Source organism: Nocardia sp. NPDC049707 (assembly GCF_040674855.1).
GTDB lineage: Bacteria > Actinomycetota > Actinomycetes > Mycobacteriales > Mycobacteriaceae > Nocardia.
This window is the reverse complement of record NZ_JBFANN010000033.1, coordinates 1-23,505: the sequence shown is the minus strand read 5'-3', so window position 1 is coordinate 23,505 and position 23,505 is coordinate 1. Positions and strand designations below refer to the sequence as shown.

At 67.9% G+C, this 23,505-nt stretch carries 1 protein-coding gene (only partly in view); it reads right to left on the bottom strand.

The window, feature by feature from the left end:
• Positions 1-23,505: part of a non-ribosomal peptide synthase/polyketide synthase coding region (locus AB0J29_RS25735; protein WP_364791262.1), annotated on the bottom strand (this coding region is incomplete at its 5' end). Its footprint begins 7,685 nt before the window's first position; the window shows 23,505 of its 31,190 annotated nt.

Here is a 23,505-nt window from a genome sequence, read left to right as displayed (position 1 = left end):
CCGTCACCGTTTCCGGCGGCAGCGCCTCACCGATCACGAACACGTCCCGCAGGGTCGGGCAGGAGCCCGCCGCCAGCTGCGCGGCGAACACCGTCAGCATGGACGGCACGAAGTCGGTGACCGTAACCCCGTGCGCGGCGATCGCATCCGCCACATAGACCGGGTCACGATGGCCGTCGTGGGTGGCGACCACCAGCTTCGCGCCCGCGCGCAGTGGCATGAAGTAGCCCCACAGCGACACATCGAACGTGGTCGCGGTCTTCTGCAGGTACACGTCGTCCGGGCCGAGCGGGTACTCCGCGAGCATCCATTCGATCTGGTTGTTGATCGCCCCGTGCGATACCGCGACGCCCTTCGGACGACCGGTCGAACCCGAGGTGAAGATGACATAAGCCGAGTTGTCCTCGGTGACCGGGCGCAGCAGCTCACCGGGTTCGATCGGCGCGGACGAGAACCCGTCCAGCTCCAGCGAATCCAGTTCGAGCACCGGGATGTCCGCCGGGACCGGCACCGCGTCGGCCACGGTGGTGACCACGCACGCGGGCTGGGCGGTATCCAGGATGTGCGCGATCCGCTCCGCCGGATGATCCGGATCCAGCGGTACATACGCGCCACCGGCCGCGACGATCGCGTACATGCCGACGACCAGATCGAGCGAGCGCCGAACGGCGAGACCGACCAGCGACTCGGCACCGACACCCCGCGAAATCAACAGGCGGGCAAGCTTGTTCACCCGTTCGTCGAATTCGCGGTAGGTAAGCTCGGCGCCCTCGAAGACCACTGCGACGGCATCCGGATGCGCCGCGGCGGCGCGCCGGTACCCGTCGAGCAGCAGCTCGGGCGCCACCGTATGCGTGGTGGCGTTCCAGCCGGCCAGCATCTGTTCCCGCTCCACCGGAGTGAGCAGCTCGAGTTCGCCCACCACCGTGCGCGGCGCGGTGATGATCTCGCCGAGCAGCCTGGTGAACCGGTCCGCGAACCCTTCGACCGTGCTCCGGTCGAACAAGTCGGTGGCGTAGGTGAATACGCCGCTGATGCCCGCGGGAGCCCCGGACTCGTCGTACAGGTCGGTGAGGATCAGGTGCAGATCGAACTGCGACAGACGGGTATCGAACTCCACGGCGGAGACCGTGAGATCCGGCAATTCCAAGGTGGTCTGAGCCAGGTTCTGGAACGACAGACCCACCTGGAACAGCGGATGCCGCGCCTGCGACCGCACCGGGTTCAGCACCTCGACCAACCGCTCGAACGGCACGTCGGCATGCGCGAACGCTTGGATGTCGGTTTCGCGCTGCCGCCTGAGCAGATCCGTGAACGACTCAGCCGAATCCAGTCGGGTCCGGAACACCAACGTATTGATGAATGTGCCGATCAGATCGTTCAGCGCCGCCTCACCCCGGCCCGCCATCGGCGTACCGATCGCGATGTCCTGCGTGCCGGACAACCGCGACAGCAGGACGGCCAGCGCCGTGTGCACGACCATGAACAGCGTCGCGCCCTCGCCCTGCGCCACGTCGCCGAGACCGCGGTGGGTATCGGCGTCGATGCGCACCGTGACGGTGCCACCGGCGAAGGACTGCACCGCGGGCCGCGGACGATCCGCGGGCAGGTCCAACTGCTCCGGCAGCTCGGCCAGCGCGGTCCGCCAGTAGGCGACCTGCTTGGACATCAGCGAATCCGGATCGTCCTCGTTGCCGAGCAGCTCGCGCTGCCAGATGCTGTAATCCGCGTATTGGACCGCCAGCGGCGCCCAGTTGGGTGCGACACCCGCCGAGCGCGCCACGTACGCCGTCATCAGATCGCGCGTCAGCGGTCCCATCGAGGAACCGTCACCGGCGATGTGATGCACGACCATCGCGATCACGAACTCGGGAGCCGAACTCTCGGTGTCGATCTCGAACAACCGCACCCGCACCGGCACCTCGGCGGTGACGTCGAACGGCGCCGAAATCAACTCGATCACGGCGGATTCGATCTGATCGGGGGTGACCGTCCGGATGTCCAGCTCCGGAATCGCCTGTCCCACCGGCAGAATCAGCTGCACCGGACCCGATTCGGTCTCCGGGTAGATGGTGCGCAAGACCTCGTGCCTGCGCACCAGATCCGTGATCGCGGCGCGCAGTGCGTCCACATCGAGCGCGCCGGTCAGTCGCACCGCGATCGGGACGTTGTAGGCGGCGGACTGGGTGTCGAAGCGGTTGAGGAACCACATCCGCTGCTGTGCCAGCGACAGCGGAATATGTTCCGGCCGTGGACCGGCGACCAGGGCGTGCCGCCCATGCCCGTCGGCCTGCTGTTCGACCCGGATGGCCAGTGCGCCGACGGTCGGCGCCTCGAACAGCAGCCGCACCGGGACACGGGTGTTCAGTGCCGCGCCGAGGCGGGCCGCGACCTGGGTCGCGAGCAGCGAGTTGCCGCCCCACGCGAAGAAGTCGTCATCCAGGCCGAGCTGGCGCGCATGCGCTCCCGAACCGAGGTGCAGCACCTCGGCAAAGGTGTTCGCGACGATCTCCTCGATCGGGGTGACCGGCGCGCGGAAGACCGCCTTCTCGAAGGTGGGCTCCGGCAGCGCCTTGCGATCCAGCTTGCCGTTCGCGTTCAACGGCAGCGCATCGAGCGCGATAAAGACCGTCGGCACCATGTAGGACGGCAGCTCGGCGGCCAATGCCGATTGCAGCTGCCCGCTGTCGAGTTCACCGGATTGGGTCACCACATAGGCGACCAGCCGGTCACCCAGATTCGGGTCGGTGTGTGCGAGCACCGCCGTGGCCGAAACCTCGGGCTGCCGCAACAGGGCCGCTTCGATCTCACCGAGTTCGATGCGGAAGCCACGGATCTTCACCTGGAAGTCGGTGCGGCCGCGATACTCCAGCTCACCGGCGGCATTCCAGGCCACCAGGTCACCAGTCCGGTACATCCGGGTACCCGCGCCGAACGGGTTGGCCACGAAGCGATCCGCGGTCAGATCCACGCGTCCGAAGTATCCGCGCGCCAATTGCGCACCGGCCAGATACAACTCACCGGAGACACCGACCGGAACCGGACGCAGCCGCGAATCCAGCACGTACACCTGGCTGTTCCACTCCGGTCCACCGATCGGCACCGACACGGTGTCGGCGTCGGTGACGGTGTGCGCGGTGATCGACACCGCGGCCTCGGTGGGCCCGTACAGGTTGAACAGCTCGGCCGCGTTGTCCAGCCGGAAGCGCTGTGCGGTCATCGCGGGCAGCGCCTCACCGATCGCCAGCACCCGCTGCAACGACGGCGGCAGGTGGCGACCGGATTCGGTGAGCAGTGCGTCGAGCATCGACGGCACCACATGCAGTGTCGTGACGCCGGTGGAACGCATCAGGTCGTTGAGGTAGGCGGGATCGCGATGACCATCGGCGTCGGCGATGACCAGACGACCACCGCAGACGGCGGCCGACCAGAACTCCCAGACCGACAGGTCGAAGGTGGCCGCGGTCTTGAGCAGCACCGCGTCATCGGCACCGAGGCCGAATTCGGCGGTCTTCCACAGCAACTGGTTGACGATCGCCGCATGCGGCACCGCGACGCCCTTCGGCTGACCGGTGGAGCCCGAGGTGAAGATCACATACGCCGTATTCGCCGCCGCCAGCGGTCGCAGCCGCTCACCGTCGGAGATCGCATCGGCCGCGACGCCGGACAGATCCAACTCGTCGATCGACACCACCTCGGTCACGGCGCTGTCGAAAGCGTCGCGGCCGGTGGTCAGCACGCAGACCGGTGCCGCGGTGCGCAGGATGTAGTCGATGCGCTCGGCGGGCTGATCGGGATCGATCGGCACATACGCCGCACCCGATTTCGCCACCGCGTACATGGCGACCACGAGATCCACCGAGCGCCGGATGGCCAGCGCCACTCGGTCTTCCGCACCAACACCGAGGGTGATCAGGTGGCGCGCAAGGCGGTTGGTCCTGGCATCCAATTCGGCGTAGGTGAGCGTCGTGTCGTCGGCTACCAGCGCCACCGCATCCGGGCTCGCCGCCACCGTGGCGTCCAACAGCGACACCAGCGTGGTCGAGGCGTCGATATCGAGCGGATGCGCGGTGTCGTTCCAGGCGCGCAGAATTCGCGCGTTCTCGGCGGGTGAGAGCAGATCGATCTCGCCGACCCGCACATCCGGATCGGCCAGTACGGCATCGAGCACCAAGACGAAGCGGTCGGCGAAGCCCTGCACCGTCGCCTCATCGAACAGGTCGATGGCGTAACCGAATTCGGTGAGAATCTGGGCGGGCGTGCCGTCCTCGGCGTAGCGGTCGTACAGCGTGACGTGCAGGTCGGTCTTGGCCAGCTGCGAATCGAAGTTCACCGCGCTGACCGACAGGCCGGGCAGCGTAAAGGTGGTCTCGGCCAGGTTCTGGAACGAAAGTCCCACCTGGAACAGCGGGTTGCGCGCGGTCGAGCGCTCCGGGTTGAGCACCTCGACCAACCGCTCGAACGGCACATCGGCGTTCGCGAAGGCCTCCAGGTCCCGCTCGCGCACATCGGCGAGCAGGTCGGCGAAGGTATCACCGGGCTCGAGGTTCGTACGGAACACCAAGGTGTTGACGAACATACCGATCAGATCGTCGAGCTCACGTTCACCGCGACCCGCGATCGGGGTGCCGACCGCGATGTCATCGGTACCCGACAGCCGCGCAAGCAGGACGGCCAGCGCCGCGTGCACGACCATGAACAGCGAGGCGTGATTGGCCCGCGCCAGCTCGTGCAGCCGGGCGTGCTTGTCCGGTGCGATCTCGAAACGAATCGCCTTGCCCTGGAACGACTGTGCTGGCGGGCGCGGCCGGTCGGCGGGCAGTTCGAGCTGATCGGGCATACCCGCGAGCGCGGACTGCCAGTAGGCGACCTGCTGCGCCGCGAGCGATTCCGGATCCTCCTCGGAACCGAGCACCGCACGCTGCCACAGCGCGTAATCGGCATATTGCACCGGCAGCGGCTGCCACTGCGGGATCTCACCCTGGGCCCGCGCCACATACGCCGTCATCACATCGCGGGCCAGCGGACCCATCGACGAACCGTCGGCCGCGACATGGTGCACCGTGAACGCCAGTACGTGATCCTGTTCGGCGAGCCGGAACAGGGCCACCTTCAGCGGCACCTGCACGGTGACATCGAAGGTGGTGAGCGCGAATTCGATCACCGTGCCCACCAGGTCCGACTCCGAGATATCGATGACGGTCAGCTCCGGGGTGGCCTGATCGGCGGGCAGGATCACCTGGTGCGGGCCACTGGCCGAACTCGGGTAGGTGGTCCGCAGCACCTCGTGCCGGGCGAATACGTCGCCGACCGCCTGCTCCAGTGCCGCCACATCCAGCGCGCCGGACAACCGCACCGCGAGCGGAATATTGTCCACGGCCGAGGTGGTCGTATCGAACTGGTTGAGGAACCAGTACCGCTGCTGCGCGGGCGAGAGCGGCACCCGGGCCGGACGCTCCCCCGCGACCAGCCGCGGCCGGCTGCGGCCGGATCCGGCATTGTGTTCGGCCTTGGCCGACAGCGCGGCGACGGTCGATGCCTCGAACAGATCGCGGACCGCGAGCTGGGTATCCAGCGCCGCGCCGATGCGTGCGGTCACCTGGGTGGCCAGCAGCGAGTTGCCGCCGAGTTCGAAGAAGTCGTCGTCGAGGCCGACGCGCGCGACCCCGAGCACATCGCTGAAGACGCCCGCCACGATCTCCTCGATCGGGGTGGACGGTGCGCGGAATACCTTCGCCTCGAACACCGGCGCGGGCAGCGCCTTGCGATCCAGCTTGCCGGAGGCGTTGAGCGGGAACGCGTCCAGGACGACGAAGGCCGTCGGCACCATGTACGCGGGCAGCTCACCCGCGAGTTCGGCACGCACCTGGTCGATATCGACCGCACGATCCGCCGCCGCGATCACATAGCCGACCAGCTGATCGCCGAGGCGGTCATCGGAGCGGACCACCACGGCCGCCTGCGCGATCGGCTCCAGCGCGGTGAGCGCCGATTCGATCTCGCCGAGCTCGATGCGCAAACCGCGCAGCTTCACCTGGAAGTCGGTGCGGCCCAGATATTCCAACTCACCACTGGCGGTCCAGGTGACGAGGTCACCGGTGCGGTACATCCGCGCACCGGTGCCGAACGGGTTGGCGACGAAGCGATCCGCGGTCAGATCCGGACGCGCCACATAGCCACGCGCCAGCTGATCGCCCGCGAGGTACAGCTCACCGGCGACACCGACCGGAACCGGGTGCAGCCGCGAATCCAGCACGTACACCTGGGTGTTGAACACCGGAGCGCCGATCGGGACCGAGACGGTATCGGCATCGGTCACCTCGTGATAGGTGACGTCGACCGCGGCCTCGGTCGGACCGTACAGGTTGTGCAGCCAGACACCGGTCAGCTCGCGCAACCGCTGTGCGGTCACCGCCGGCAGCGCCTCGCCGGAGGCGAAAACATTACGCAGGTCGAAGCATTCGCTCACCCGGTCGTCGGTCACGAAGACCGAGAGCATGGACGGCACGAAGTGCACCGTGGTGACCTGCTCGTCGGCAATGGTGCGCACCAGGTAGGCCGGATCGCGATGGCCGTCCGGCCGCGCGATGACCAGGCGCGCGCCGACCTGCAGCGGCCACCAGAATTCCCATACCGACACATCGAAGGTGGCGGGGGTCTTCTGCAGCACCACATCGCCGCGATCCAGCCCGTATTCGGCCTGCATCCACACCAGGCGGTTGACGATCGCGGCATGGCTGACCGCGACCCCCTTCGGCCGACCGGTCGAACCCGAAGTGAAGATCACGTACGCGGTATTCGACGGCCGCAGCGGCGCAAGACGTTCCGCATCGCTCAGCGGCTCGGCGGAGTATGCCGAGAGATCCAGTGCCGCGATATCCAGCGCCATTGTGGTACCCGCGTCGAACTCGTCGGCGCCGGTGGTCAGCACGCAGACCGGCTGCGCGGTGTCGAGCACATACCGGGTGCGGTCGGCCGGATTATCCGGATCCAGCGGCACATACGCGCCACCGGCCACGCTCACCGCGTACATGCCGATCACCAGCTCGAAGGACCGGCGCATGCCGAGCGCGACCATCGAATCGGGTCCGACACCCAGCGAAAGCAGGTGCCGGGCAAGGCGATTCACTTGCGCGGCGAACTCACCGTAGGACAGACTCGTCCCCTCGAACGTCAGCGCGGTCGCCTGCGGGCTCCGGGCCGCCTGCTCCTCGAACATCGAGACCAGCGTGGCCTCGGCATCGACGACAGCGGCCGTCTCGTTCCACTTTTCGAGCACGCTGCGACGCTCGTCGACATCCAGCAGTTCGACGTCGCCGACCGCGACGGCCGGATCCGCGACCACCGCATGCAGCAGGCGGACCAGGCGCTTGGCGACACCGGCGATCGTCTTCGCGTCGAACATATCGGTCGCGTAGGCGAATTCGGCGGTCATACCGTCCGCGTTCCCGGCCGCGTCGAACCGGTCGGCGAGGTTCAGGTGCAGATCGAACTTCGCGGTCACCACGTCGAGCGGCACACCGGCCACCTCGAGACCCGGCAGCTCGAACGATGCCTCACCGGTGTTCTGGAACGACAGCATCACCTGGAACAGCGGATGCCGGGCCTGCGAACGAGCCGGGTTCAGGATGTCGACCAGGCGCTCGAACGGCAGGTCGGCGTGGCCGAAGGCGGCCAGATCGGTTTCCCGGGCCCGCGCGACCACATCGGTGAAGGACGCACCCGCATCGACCGGCGTGCGCAACACGAGGGTATTGACGAACATGCCGATCGCATCGTCGAGCACGGCCTCACCGCGACCCGCGATCGCGGTACCGATGGCGATATCGTCGCTGCCGGACAACCGCGACAATAGGGCAGCGAACGCCGCGTGCACCACCATGAACAGGCTCGCGCCATTCGCGCGGGCCAGTGCGTTGAGCCCGGTCAGCAACTGCGCGTCGATGCCGAATTCGTAGACATCACCGCGGTTGGACGCGACGGCCGGACGCGAACGATCCGACGGCAGATCCAGCTGGTCGGGCAGCCCCGCCAGATTCCGCGACCAGTACGCGACCTGCTGGGCGATCAGCGATTCCGGATCGTCCTCGGAGCCGAGGGTGTCGCGCTGCCAGAGCGCGAAATCGGCGTACTGCACCGGCAGCGGCGCCCAGGCAGGCGATTCGCCGCGGTTGCGGGCCGCGTAGGCGACCATCACATCGCGGGCCAGCGGACGCACCGACCAGCCGTCACCGGAAATGTGGTGCACCACCAAGACCAGCACGTGGATGCCTGACACAGAGCCATCTGTGTCTTCTGGTCGCTGCGCAGGCTCCGCTCCCGCCGGCGCCGCGAGCCGGAACAGCTTGGCGCGCACCGGAACATCAGCGGTCACGTCGAAGCCGGTCAGCACCAGCTCGCTGATGCGAGCGCGAATATCGGTCTCGGACACCACGACCGGGTTCAGGTCGAGGTGAACCTGACCGGTGGGCAGTACGACCTGCACACCCTGACCGTCCGCGGTCTCCGGGTAGACGGTGCGCAACACCTCGTGCCGGTCCATCACATCGGTGACGGCCAGGCGCAGCGCATCGGTGTCGAGTGCGCCGGTGAGCCGGACGGCCAGCGGAATGTTGTTGACGGCGGTCTGGTTGTCGAAGCGGTTGAGGAACCACATCCGCTGCTGGGCCAGCGACAGCGGAATCTGTTCCGGCCGTGGCCCGGCCGTCAGTTCTCGACGTCGGCCGCTACCCTGCTGCCCCTCCATCCGCGCGGCGAGCGCGGCGACATTCGGCGCCTCGAACAGCATCCGCACCGGAATGCGGGTGTCGAGTGCGGCGCCGAGGCGCGCGACCACCTGGGTGGCGATCAGCGAGTTGCCGCCGAGGTCGAAGAAGTCGTCGTCCAAGCCCACCGGACGCGCGCCGTCCGCGGTCGACAGACCCAGCACCTCGGCGAAGGTGTCGGCCACGATTTCTTCGATCGGGGTGGACGGTGCCCGGAATTCCTTGGCCTCGAAGGCGGGTTCGGGCAGTGCGCGGCGATCGAGTTTGCCGTTGGGGTTCAACGGCATGGCATCGAGCACCATGAGCGCCGCGGGGACCATGTACGACGGCAGTTGCGCGGTCAGGTGCGTACGCAGTTCGGCTATGTCGACGGTGGCGCCATTCGCGGGCACCACGTAGCCGACCAGCTGATCGCCGGTCCTGGCATCCGAACGCACCAGTGCCACGGCTCGAGCCACCGAATCATGTGCGGTGAGGGCGGTTTCGATCTCCCCCAGCTCGATGCGCAGACCACGCAGCTTGACCTGGAAGTCGGTCCGGCCGAGGTATTCGATGGCACCGTCGGTGGCCCGGGTCACCAGGTCACCGGTGCGGTACATGCGAGCGCCCGGTGCGCCGAACGGGTTGGCCACGAAGCGATCCGCGGTCAGATCCGTGCGACCGAAGTAGCCGCGCGCCAACTGCGCACCGGCCAGATACAACTCACCCGCGACACCCGGCGCGACCGGGTGCAAACGCGAGTCCAGGACGTACGCCTGCGAATTCCACACCGGCAGGCCGATCGGCACCGCGCCGTCGATCTGGTCGGCCACCGGACCGTGGGTCGCGTGGACGGTGAATTCGGTCGGACCGTACAGGTTGTAGAGCTCGGCCGAGCTGACCCGGCGGATAGCGGTCGCGGCATCGGCGGTGAAGGCCTCACCGGCAATGAGGAGCGCACGCAGCGATGCCAGCGCCTCGCTACCGACGGCCGCGTCCACACTGCTCGCGAAGACACTCAGCATCGAGGGCACGAACGAGGTCATGGTGACCCGTTCGGCCGCGATCACGTCGGCCAGGTACTGCGGGTCGCGATGCCCGTCCGGGCTCGCGACCACAATCCGACCGCCAGTCGACAACGGGCCGAACAGTTCCCACACCGACACGTCGAAGGTCGCCGGGGTCTTGAACAACACCACGTCATCGGCACCGATGCCGTATTCACCGGTGATCCAACGGATCTGGTTGACGACGGCGGCATGCGGCAGCGCCACACCCTTCGGCCGACCCGTCGAACCGGACGTGAAGATCACGTACGCGGTGTTCTCCGACCGCAACGGCGCGATCCGCTCCGCATCGGCGACCGGCTCGTCCGAGTACTCGGACAGATCCAGGTCATCGATGACGAGGATGGGCAGACCGGTGCCGTCGAAGTCGTCACGCGAAGTGGTCAGTACACAGACCGGTGCCGCGGACTCGAGCACATACCCGATCCGCTCCGCGGGCTGATCGAGATCGAGCGGCACATAGCCGGCACCGGCCTCGTGCACGGCATAGGCCGCGACCACGAGGTCCACCGAGCGCCGCAAACCGAGGGCCACCAGGCTTTCCGGGCCGACCCCGTCCGCGATGAGGCGCCGCGCCAAGCGGTGCACGCGGGCACCGAATTCGGCGTAGGTGAACGAGGTTCCGGTCGCCGGATCCACGATCGCGACCGCATCCGGCGTCGCCGCCGCCTGCCGGGCGAATTCGTCGACCAGTGTGCCGACCGCACCGAGATCGCGCTCGGTGTCGTTCCAACCACGCAGTGCCAGTTCGGCTTCGTCCGCGTCGAGCAGATCGATATCACCGATGGCCCGATCCGGTTCGGTCGCGACGGCTCGCAGCAGCCGGTTGAACCGCTGTCCGAACGCCGCCATGGTGTCGGCGTCGAAAAGATCGGTGGCGTAGATCAATTCGGCGGCAATGCCCGATGGGGCGACGGTGGTACCGGCACCGTTGGTGGTGGTGATCGGGGTCGCGGTCTGCTCCGAAAGCACCAGCTGCAGATCGAATTTGGCCACATCGATCGGCAGATCGACCGCGCTGACCGTGAGTCCCGGAAGCTCCAGACTGTTCTGGCCGGTGTTCTGGAACGACAGCATCACCTGGAACAGCGGATGCCGCGCCTGCGAACGGGCCGGGTTCAGGATCTCCACCAGCCGCTCGAACGGCAGGTCGGCATGTCCGAATGCGCCGATATCGATGGCACGCACGGTGCGCAGCAGTTCGGTGAAGGTGGCGGTGCCGTCGATCGGGGTCCGCAGCACCAGGGTGTTGACGAACATGCCGATGAGATCGTCGAGCGCGCGCTCACCACGTCCGGCGATGGGCGTACCGATCGCGATATCTTCCTCGCCGGACAACCGCGACAGCAGCACAGCCAGCGCGGTGTGCGCGACCATGAACAGCGTCGTACCCCGGGTACGCGCGAGTTCAGTGAGCTTGCCGTGGGTTTCGGCATCGATCTCGAAGACGTGCGTGGCACCGCGACCCGATGCCACCGCCGGACGCGGCCGGTCGGCGGGCAGGTCGAGCTGTTCGGGCAGGCCGCGCAGGGTCTCGGACCAGAACTCGATCTGCGCCGAGATCACCGATTCCGGATCGGATTCGGCGCCGAGCACCGCCCGCTGCCACAGCGCGAAGTCGGCGTACTGCACCTCGAGCGGCCGCCAGGCGGGCTCGCCGCCCTCGACGCGGGCCGCGTAGGCCGTCATCACATCGCGGGTGAGCGGACCCATCGAGAAGCCGTCGGCCGAAATGTGGTGCACCACCAGGGCGAGCACATGTTCGGTCGGGCTGATCTCGAACAGCTTGGCCCGGAACGGGACTTCGGCGGTGACATCGAAGCCGGTCAGGATGACCTCCGCAACGCGCTGCGGCAGTTCGGCTTCGGTGACATCGATCGACGTCAGATCCGGGATCACCCGGCCGGTGGAGACGGTCTGCTGGTAGCCGGTGCCGTCGTGTTCCGGGTAGAAGGTGCGCAGCGATTCGTGGCGGGCCAGCACATCGGCGACCGCGATCTGCAGTGCCTGCCGGTCGAGCAGACCGGACAGCCGGACCGCGGCCGGGATATTGTCCACGGCCGATTCCGGATCGAAGCGGTTGAGGAACCACATGCGCTGCTGTGCCAGCGACAGCGGCACCCGCTCGGGGCGCTGCTGTGGCACCAGGGCCGTGCGCGCACCGGCGCCGGCCCGCAACTCCGCGCGGGCCGCGAGGGCGGCCACCGTGGACGCCTCGAACAGTTCGCGGACACCGAGATCGGTATCCAGTGCGGCCGAGAGCCGGGCGGCGACCTGGGTGGCGCTCAGCGAGTTGCCGCCGAGTGCGAAGAAGTCGTCGTCGAGGCCGACGCGTTCCAGGCCGAGCACGTCGGCGTAGGTGGCCGCGATGATCTCCTCGACCGGCGTGGTCGGCGCACGGAAGACCGCGGCCTCGAATACCGGTGCGGGCAACGCCTTTCGATCCAGCTTGCCGGAGGCGTTGAGCGGGAAGGCATCGAGCACGATGACCACCGACGGGACCATGTACGCGGGCAACTGCCGCGCCAGATCCTCGCGCGCCGCCTCGATATCCAGCCGCAGGTTCGGCGTCGCGATGACATACGCGACGAGCTGATCGCCGGTGTGCTGATCACTGCGCACCACCACGACGGCCTGGGCGATCTCGTCCAGCGCGGTGAGCGCCGATTCGATCTCCCCGAGTTCGATGCGCAGACCACGCAGCTTCACCTGGAAGTCGGTGCGGCCCAGGTAATCCAGCTCACCGTCGGCCGTCCAGGCCACCAGGTCGCCGGTGCGGTACATGCGCGCACCATCGCTGGCGAACGGGTTCGCCACGAACCGATCACTGGTCAGATCCGGACGCGCGACATAACCGCGCGCCAGCTGGGTGCCCGCGAGATACAGCTCACCCGCGACACCGACCGGAACCGGACGCAACCGCGAATCCAGCACGTACACCTGGGTATTGAAGACCGGCGCACCGATCGGCACGGTGTCGGTATCGGTCGCGACCACCTCGTGGAAGGTGACGTCGACCGCGGCCTCGGTCGGGCCGTACAGGTTGTGCAGCGCCGCGCCGGTCAGTTCGCGCAGGCGATGCGCGGGCTTGGGCGGTAGCGCCTCACCGGAGGCGAATACCAGCCGCAGCGAATCAGACCGCGCCGCGCGCGCCGGATCACTCAGCGCCGCAGTGGCATCGGCCACGAAGACCGACAGCATGGACGGCACGAAGTGGGTGACGGTGACCCGCTCCGCGGTAATGATCTCGGCGAGGTAGGCCGGATCGCGATGCCCGTCCGGCCTCGCGATGACCAGGCGCGCACCGATCTGCAACGGCCAGAAGAACTCCCACACCGAAACGTCGAAGGTGGCGGGCGTCTTCTGCAATACGGCGTCGGCGCTGGTTAGCCCGAAGGCCGACTGCATCCACACCAGACGGTTCACGATCGCGGCGTGGCTGACCGCCACACCCTTCGGCCGACCCGTCGAACCCGAGGTGAAGATCACGTACGCGGTATTCGACGGCCGCAGCGACACCCGCCGTTCCGCCTCGGTCACCGGCTGGTCCGACAGCCCGAACAGGTCGAGCAGATCGATGCGCACCTGGGCGGTATCGATCTTCAGATCGTCACCGGAGGTCAGCACACAGACCGGATCGGCGGTGGCGAGAATGTATTCCGTGCGCTCGGCCGGATGGTCCGGATCCAGCGGCACATACGCGCCACCGGCCACGGCCACCGCGTACATGCCGACCACCAGATCGATGGACCGGCGCATACCAAGGGCCACATACGATTCCGCGCCGACACCGCGTTCGATGAGCCAGCGCGCGAGGCGGAAGACCTGAGCGCCGAACTCGGCGTAGGTCAGACTCGTCCCCTCGAAGGTCAGCGCGGTCGCGTCCGGCGACGCAGCGAGCTGGGCCTCGAACATCGAGACCAGCGTGGCCACCGCGTCCACCTGGTGCGCGGTGTCGTTCCAACCGGACACCACGAGTTCGCGCTCGGCGGTGTCGAGCAGTTCGATATCCCCGACCGGCGCGGCGGGCTCGGTGGTGATCGCGCTGAGTACCCGCACCAGTCGATCGGCGATGCGGCGCACCGTCGGCTCGTCGAACAGGTCGCGCAGGTAGCCCGCGCGAATCCGCAGCTGGGAGTCCAGCTGCGCGATCAGGGTCAACGGATAGTGCGTGGCATCGGCGGCCTGCATGTCGACCACGGCCATGCCATCGATATCGGCGGCCTGCGCCCGGATGCCCTCGGCATCGACCGGGTAGGACTCGAAGACCACCAGCGTGTCGAACAGGCCGCCGATACCGGCGGCGGACTGGATATCGGCCAGGCCGACGTAGTGGTGATCGAGCAGATCCGCTTGCTCGCCCTGGGTCCGGGTGAGCAACTGCTCCACCGATTCCGACGGATCGAAGCGCACCCGCACCGGAACGGTGTTGATGAACAGGCCGACCATCGATTCGACGCCGGACAGCTGGGCCGGACGGCCGGACACCGTGGTGCCGAACAGCACATCGTCACGGCTGGTCATCCGGCCGATCAACAAGCCCCAGGCGACCTGCAGCACGGTATTCGGGGTGACGCCGAGCGAGGCAGCGAGTGCGGTCAGTCGCGCGGTCGCCTGCTCGTCCAGCTCGAAGAAGTATTCGCCGGACAGCGCGGTGATTTCGCGGCTCGCATCTGGGCGCGACAGCAGCGTCGGTTCGCTGACACCGCGCAGCGCAACCGTCCACGCGGCCACCGAGGCGGCGTGATCCTGCTGCCTGGTCCATTCCAGGAAGTGTCGGTAGGAGCGCGCCGCGGGCAGCACATTGGCATCGGCGTGCGCCGCGTAGAGCACCAGCAGATCCCGCATGAGCAGCGGCATGGACCAGCCGTCGAGCAGGATGTGGTGGTTGGAGACCACGAACTGCCAACGGGTTGTGTCGGTCTGGATCAGCGTGAAGCGGATCAGCGGCGGCACGGTCAGATCGAACCGCTGGGTGCGATCGGCGGCAATGATATCGGCGGCATCGCCGGATTCGGTCCGGTCGTGCTCGGCCCAGGCGACGCGGGCGCTGTCGAGGACGACCTGCACCGGATTGCCATCGCTATCGGTGACGAAGGCGGTGCGCAGGTTCTCGTAGCGATCCACCAGAGCCTGTGCGGCCGAACGCAATCGGGTCGGATCCACGCGGCCGGTGAGCGTCAGCACAGCCTGCGCGGTGTAGACGTCCACCGAGGTGGCGGCCAAGCGCGCGTGGAACAGCAGACCCGCCTGCAGCGCGGACAGCGGCCAGATATCGGCCAGCGCCGGGAAGCGCTGCTCCCAGTTGTCGATATCGCGTTGGGTCGAGCGCACCAGGGCGAAGTCGGACGGTGTGTGCCCGCCCGCGCCGTTCGAATTGGCGTGCCGGGCAACCGCTTCCAGTGCGGTGGTCCACAGTTCGCCGAATTCGCGGACCTGCTCGGCGTCGAGCAGGGTGGTCGGGTAGCCGATATTGGCGGTCAGCTTGTCGCCGACCACGATGGCATTGATATCCAGCGGCGCCATCGCGGGCATATCCGCGTCGTAGGCGCCGCCGAGCGCACCGAGTTCGGCGGCCGGGATCCAGCCGAAGCCGCGCAGTGCCTCGGGCACATCGCCCTCGGAGACGCGGCCCAGGTAGTTGAAGCTCACCTGGCCCGGCTGTTCGACGGGCAGTTCGGTGGCGGTGGCCGCGTTCAGGTAGCGCAGCAGGCCGTAGCCGATGCCCTTGTCCGGCACCGCGAGCAGCTGCTCCTTGACCGCCTTGATGGCCTTGCCGAGCGCCGGGCCGCCGGTCAGCGCGGCATCGATGTCGATGCCGGACAGGTCGAAGCGGACCGGGAAGATCGCGGTGAACCAGCCGACGGTGCGCGAGAGATCCGCGCCGGGCACGATGCCCTCTTCGCGGCCGTGGCCCTCCAGCCGGATCAGCAGCGCATCGTCGGTGCGGCCGGTGCTGCGGCGCGCGCGCCACTTCGCGGTCGCCAGGGCGAGCGCGGTGAGCAGACCGTCGTTCACGCCGCCGTGGAACAGGGCGGGCACGGTGGTCAGCAGCGCCTTGGTGACCTCGGCGGACACCTCGACCTGCAGCTTCTCGATGGCGCCCGAGGTATCCACGGTCGGATCCAGCGGACGGTCGGTCAGCAGGGCATCCGGCGTCGCGACCACCGAACGCCAGTAGTCGAGTTCAGCCACCCGCTCGGCACTTTCGGCCTCGCGGCGCAGTGCGTCCGCCCAGGCCCGCATCGAGGTCGCGGGTGCGACGAGCTGCGGTTCCTGACCCGCGGTGAGCTGGCCCCATGCGGCGACGAAGTCCGGCACCAGGATGCGCCAGGAAACACCGTCCACCACGAGGTGATGCGCGGCCACGATGAGCCGGCCGCCGCGGCTGCCATCCGACGGTTCCAGCCAGACGAATCTAATCACCACGCCCGCGGCCGGATCGAGTCGATCCAGCGCGGCATCCAGTGCGGCGGAGGCGATGTCGAACAGTCCGGCATCGTCGATATCGGCGGCGAATTCGGTGCGCTCGATCAGCGCGTCCACATCCACGGTGCCGGGTTCGGCGGTTTCGAGGATCCAGTCGTCCTCCGCGCGGTACAGCCGCGCCCGCAGCATGTCGTGGCGGTCGATCACCGCGGCAACGGTTTTCGCGATGCCCGCTCGATCGATGCCGACCGGCAATTCGAGTGCCATGGTCTGGTTGAACCGGCCGAACGAACCCTGCCGCTGCGCCATGAACCGGACCACCGGGGTCAGCGGCATGGTGCCGATGCCACCACCGGGCAGCTCGGCCAGTGCCGCAATGGCGGTTTCGGTGCTGTCGGCGGTTTCGGCGACCGCGGCGAGTCCGGCCACGGTGCGCTGCTCGAAGACATGGCGCGGGGTGAAGACCACACCGCGGGCCTTGGCCCGCGAAACCAGCTGGATCGACACGATGCTGTCGCCGCCGAGCGCGAAGAACGAATCGTCGACACCGACCCGCTCGAGGCCGAGCACCTCGGCGAAGACCTCGGCGATGGTGTGCTCGATCGGCGTGCGCGGTGCGCGGAAGACCACCTCGGTCGCGAAGACCGGCTCCGGCAGGGCCTTGCGGTCCAGCTTGCCTACCGGGGTCAGCGGGATATGGTCGATCACCATCACCGACGACGGCACCATATACGCGGGCAGGCGCTGCTCGACGTGCGCGGTCAGTTCGGCGACATCGATCGAATGCCCCTGCGCCGCAACCACATACGACACCAGCGAGGTGGCGCCCGCACCGCCCTTGTGGCCGACGGTGACCGCGAAGTCGACGGTCTCGTGCGCGGCCAGCGCCGCGTCGATCTCACCGAGTTCGATGCGGAAGCCACGCACCTTCACCTGGAAGTCGGAGCGGCCCACATACTCGACCTCACCGTTGTTCGTCCAGCGAACCACGTCACCGGTGCGGTACATGCGCGCACCCGCGACATACGGGTTGGCCACGAAGCGTTCGGCGCTCAGCCCGGCACGGGCGTGATAACCGCGCGCCAACTGGATGCCCGACAGATACAGCTCACCCGCGACACCCACCGGCACCGGCCGGAGCTGGGCATCCAGGATCAGCGACTGCATGCCGCGGATCGGCGCACCGATCACCACCGTGTCACCGGCCACCAGCGCAGCGCTGATATTGGTCATGATGGTGGTCTCGGTCGGACCGTAACCATTGTGGAAGCTGCGGACTGACCCGTTCTCCAGCGGCACCGCCCATTTCGCGACCAGATCCGCCGGTACCGCCTCACCACCGGCGACCAGTACCCGCAGCGAATCCAGGCCGGTCGGATCGAAGGTGGCCAGCGCGGCAGGGGTGATGAACGCGTGCGTGACCCGCTCGGTGCGGATCAGCTCGGACAGTTCCTCACCGCCGTACACGCCGGGCGGCGTCACCACCAGCGCACCACCGGCGCCGACCGCGAGCAGCAGTTCGAGAATCGAGGCATCGAAGCTGGGCGAAGCGAAATGCAGTGCGCGCGAACCGGAATCGAGGTCGTAACGCACAATCTGCTCGACACTGAAGTTCGCAAGACCGGCGTGGGTGACCACCACACCCTTGGGCACACCGGTAGAGCCCGAGGTGTAGATGACATAGGCCGGATGCGCCGGACGCAGCGGGCGGACCCGGTCGGCGTCGGTGATCGCAGCGCCGTCGAATCCGTCCAGGTCGAGTTCGTCGAGCACCAGCCAGCGCACCGAATCCGGCAGGCCGTCGCGGACCGCCGCGACGGTGAGACCGACGGGAGAACCGGAATCGGTCACCATGTGCGCGATGCGCTCGGCCGGGTAGTTCGGGTCGACGGGGACGAATGCCGCACCCGTCTTCGATACCGCCCAGGCGGCGAAGACCGAATCCGCGGATCGCGGCACGCCGACGGCGACCAGATCCTCGGTACCGATGCCCTCGGCAATGAGCAAGCGCGCCAACCGGTTCGACCGCTCGTCGAGGTCGCCGTAGGACACACGTGTCCCCTGGAACACCACGGCGGTCGCGTTCGGATCCAGCGCGGCGGCCTCGGCCAGCAGCTCGGGCAGGGTGCGTGCGGGCACCGCGGGCGCACCGGTGCGGGCGATCAGCTCGGCCCGCTCCTGCGCGTCGAGCACATCGATGGCACCCACCGTGATCGTCGGGTCGGCGGCAATCGCCTCGAGCACCCGTCGCCAACGCTGTGCGATCAGCGCCACGGTCGACTCGTCGAACAGTTCGGTGGCGTAGGTCAGCGCCAAAGTCATTCCGGTGGAACCGGATTCGGACAGGGTGAACTGCAGGTCGAAGCGGGCAACATTCTCTTCGAGGTCGAGCGCGGCCACCGAAAGACCCGGCAATTCGAGTGCGGTGCGCTCCAGGTTCTGGAATGCGAGCATCACCTGGAACAGCGGGTTGCGCGCCTGCGAACGCTGCGGCGACAGCAGTTCCACGAGCCGTTCGAACGGTACGTCGGCATTGCCGAAGGCATCCAGGTCGGTCGACCGCACTCGGTCCAGCAGCGCGGTAAAGGATTCCGACTGATCGATACCGGTCCGCAGCACGAGGGTATTGACGAACATGCCGACCAGATCGTCGAGCGCCTGCTCACCACGTCCCGCGATCGGCGAACCGACGGCGATATCGTCGGTGCCCGACAACCGGGCCAGCAGCACCGTGAGCGCACTGTGCATCACCATGAACAGCGACGCACCGCGTTGGCGCGCAATACCTTCCAGCGCCGCGATCAGTTCGGCGGGCAGATCGGTCCGCAGGGTCGCGCCGCGATGCGAGGCGATCGCGGGGCGCGGCCGGTCGGTGGGCAGCGGCAGTTCGTCCGGAACGCCGTCGAGTGCGCGCTGCCAGTGCGCCACCTGACGCGCCATCAGCGAAGTCGGATCGTCCTCGGCGCCGAGGACTTCGCGCTGCCAGATGGCGAAGTCCGCGTACTGCACCGGCAGCGGCGCCCAGCCGGGTGCGGCGTCCTGGGTGCGCGCGGTGTAGGCCAGCATCACGTCGCGGGTCAGCGGGCCGATGGAGAAGCCGTCGGCCGCGATGTGGTGCACGACGACGACGAGCACATGCTCGTCGGCACCGGCGCGCAAGAGCCTGGCCCGCAGCGGAACCTGTTCGGACACATCGAATCCGGTGGTCACGAATTCGGTCACCACCGCGGTCAGCTCGGCCGGATCGACCGAAACCGGCTGCAGGTCGTGTGCGATCGCATCGGCGGGCACGATCACCTGGACCGGGGTTCCGCCATGCTCCGGGTAGCGGGTGCGCAGCGATTCGTGCCTGCGCACCACATCCGCCATCGCAAGTCGGAGTGCATCCGTATCCAATGTGCCGGTCAGCCGGATGGCGACCGGGATGTTGTAGGCCGCGGATGTGGTGTCGTACTTGTTCAGGAACCACATGCGCTGCTGTGCGAACGACAGCGGCACCAGTTCGTCGGCCTTACGCGGCCGGGCGATCAACCGGGCGCGCGCGGCGCCGTCGGCATGCGATTCCACCCGGGCCGCGAGCGCCTCCACGGTGGATGCCTCGAACAGCGCGCGCACCGGGACGGTGGTGCCGAGCGCCGCGCCGATCCGGGATACCACCCGGGTCGCGATGAGCGAATTGCCGCCGAGGTCGAAGAAGTCGTCGTCGACGCCGACCCTGGGTAGGTCGAGCACATCGGCGAAGACTGCGGCGACGGTCTCCTGGACCGGCGTCACCGGGGCGCGGAAGGCCTTGGCCTGCACCGCGGGCGCCGGCAGCGCGCGACGGTCCAGCTTGCCGTTGACGGTCAACGGAATCCACTCGAGTCGCACCAGTGCCGCGGGCACCATATAGGACGGAAGTCGCTGCGCCGCGCCGCTGCGCACCACGTCGAGATCCGGGATCACCTCGGGTTCGGCAACCACATAGGCCACGATCCGCTGATCGCCCGGCTGGTCCTCGCGCACGATGACCGCGGCCTGGGCAATGCCCGGCTGGGCCAGGATGGCGGATTCGATCTCACCGAGTTCGATGCGGAAGCCGCGCACCTTGACCTGATCGTCGGCGCGGCCGAGGTATTCGAGTTCGCCGAAGCGGTTCCAGCGCGCGAGGTCGCCGGAGCGGTACAGGCGGGTGCCCGCGGCGTCCGCGTCGGCGAGCGGGTTCGCGACGAAACGGGTGGTGGTCAGGTCCGGGCGGCCGAGGTAGCCGCGGGCCAATTGTGGTCCCGTGACATACATTTCGCCCGCGACGCCGACCGGAACCGGCCGCAGCCGGTTGTCGAGGACGTACACGCGCAGACCAGCGATGGCGCGGCCGACCACGCTGCCCGATGCGGCGGCGATGGTCGCCGCGTCCAGTGCGCGGTAGGACACGTGCACCGTGGTCTCGGTGATGCCGTACATATTGACCAGCAGCGGAGCGGTCCGCGCTGCGGTCGCGTAGCGCCGGTCGACACCGTCGCCGTGCCGGGCGACCCAATCCGTGAGCCTGCGCAGTTCGAGGGCTTCACCGCCGAACACCACGTAACGCAGTGCCAGTGGCTCGGCATCCGATGCGGCATTGCGATCCGCCTCGGCCAGTTGGTAGAACGCGGACGGCGTCTGGTTGAGCACCGTGACCTGTTCCACCCGCAGCAGTTCCAGGAACTGTTCGGGCGAGCGCGAGGTGTAGTAGTCGACGACGACCAGGGTGCCGCCGAACAACAGCGGACCCCACAGCTCCCACACCGAGAAGTCGAAGGCGTAGGAGTGGAACAGCGTCCACACATCGCCGGGGCCGAAGCCGAAGTCACGATCGGTATTGGCGAACAGCCGCACCACATTCCGGTGCGCGACCGCCACACCCTTCGGGCGGCCGGTCGAGCCGGAGGTGTAGATCACGTACGCGACATTGTCCGGGCCGAGCGCGGCGAGGCGGTCGGTGTCGGTGATCGGGCCATCGTCGGCGTCCTCGACATTGCCGGCCTCCACCGCGAATCCATCGAGGACCACGGTCGGCAGTTCGGCGGGCACGCTCACCTGGACCGTGGAATCGAGGATCACACTGGTCGGACGCGAATCGGTGAGCACATAGGCGATACGGTCGGCCGGATAGGTCGGATCGACCGGGACATAGCCCGCACCGGTCTTCACCACCGCGAGCAGGGCGACCACGAGATCGAGCGAGCGCGGCAGGATGACCGCGACCAGCGATTCGGGACCCGCGCCGTCGGCGATCAGCCTGCGCGCCAACACATTCGCGCGCCGATCCAGCTCCGCGTAGGTCAGCGATTCGATACCGAATTTGGCCGCCGTATTGTCCGGATGCGCGGACACCGCCTGGTCGAACAGGTCCACCAGCGTGGTGCCCGGCGCGTTGAATCGCGCTGTGCTGTGCCGGCTTGCGGCGCCTCTGGTGCCCTCCGTGTGCACCTTGCCGAGTGCCGCGTTGACGGCCCCCCGGTTGTGTGCGGTTGCCGCCTCCTGGCCCGTCGCGCGCGCCAGGCTGTCGAATCCGGACGACACCCAACGCTGCGACACATTCAGGCGCTCGGCCTCACCCAGCAGATCGATATCGCCGATGATGATCTCGGGATTCTCGACCACACTCCGCAGAATCCGGACCAGCCGATCGGCGAACGACGCCACCGTCTCCGGATCGAACAGCTCGGTCGCGTAGTTCCACGACATACCCAGCGCACCGTCGGCGGTCTCGCCGACGGTCAGCTGCACATCGAATTTGGCCGTACCGGCATCGAATTCGACCACCGACAGCTCGACACCCGGCAGCGCGACGGTGCCCATATCCGCGGCCGAGGCGGCTTCGAAGGTCAACGCCACCTGGAACAGCGGGTGATGCGCCTGCGACCGAGCCGGGCTGATCACATCCACCAGCCGCTCGAACGGCACATCGGCATTGGCGAAGGCCGCCAGATCGGTGCGACGCACCTGCGCGAGCAGATCGCCGAACTTGGCGCTCGGCTCGACCGCATTGCGCAGCACCAGCGTATTGACGAACATGCCGACCAGGTCGTCGAGCGCGCGTTCACCGCGCCCGGCGATCGGCGTGCCGATGGCGATATCGGTGCTATTGGACAGCCGGGCCGCCCAGGTCGCCAATGCGGCGTGCATGACCATGAACAGCGTGACGCCGCGGGCGCGGGCCAGTTCGGCCAATGCCGCGCGCAATTCGGCGTCGATCGAGAAGCCATGGGTGCCACCGGCATTGGAGGCGACCTCGGGTCGCGAGCGGTCGGCGGGCAGTTCGATCTGATCGGGCAGATCGGCCAGCTGTTCGGTCCAGTACGCGAGCTGCTGTGCCGCGACCGATTCCGGATCGTCCTCGCTGCCGAGCACCGCGCGCTGCCACAGCGCGTAGTCGGCGTACTGGACATCCAGCGGCGCCCAGGCGGGCACCTCACCGCGGCTGCGCTCGGTGTAGGCCAGCACCACATCACGCAGCAGCGGACGCAGCGAGAAACCGTCACCACTGATGTGGTGCATGACCAGCACCGCGATGTGGTTGTCCGCATCGATGCTGAGCAGGTTGGCCCGGAACGGCACCTCGGTGGTCACATCGAAGTGCACGCTCGCCAGCTCGACGATGCGCGCGGGCACCGCTGCGGGGGTGATCGTCTCGGTCGCCAGCTCGACGCGCACCTCGTCGGTGTGCAGGACGTGCTGGTAGCCCGTGCCTTCGACCTCCGGGTAGATGGTGCGCAGCGCCTCGTGCCTGGCCAACACATCGCCGATGGCGGCATGCAGCGCCGCGAGATCGACATCGCCGGTGAGCCGAACGGCGACCGGAATGTTGTTGACCGCGGTGCGGTTGTCGAAGCGGTTCAGGAACCACATCCGCTGCTGGGCCAGCGAGAGCGGGACCAGCTCGGGGCGCGGCTGCGGAGTCAGCGGTGCCCGACCGCCTGCACCGGCGGTCGATTCCACCAGTGCGGCCAGCGCCGCGACACTCGAAGCCTCGAACAGCGCGCGCACCGGGATGTGGGTGTCCAGTGCCGCGCCGAGTCGGGCGGCGACCTGGGTGGCGATCAGCGAGTTGCCGCCGAGTTCGAAGAAATCGTCGTCCAGACCGATGCGCTGGCCGGCGCCCTGCAGTCCGAGCACCTCGGCGAAGGTGCCCGCGACGATCTCCTCCACCGCGGTGGTGGGCGCGCGGAATACCTTGGCCGCGAACGTCGGTGCGGGCAGCGCCTTGCGATCCAGCTTGCCGGAGGCATTGAGCGGGAACT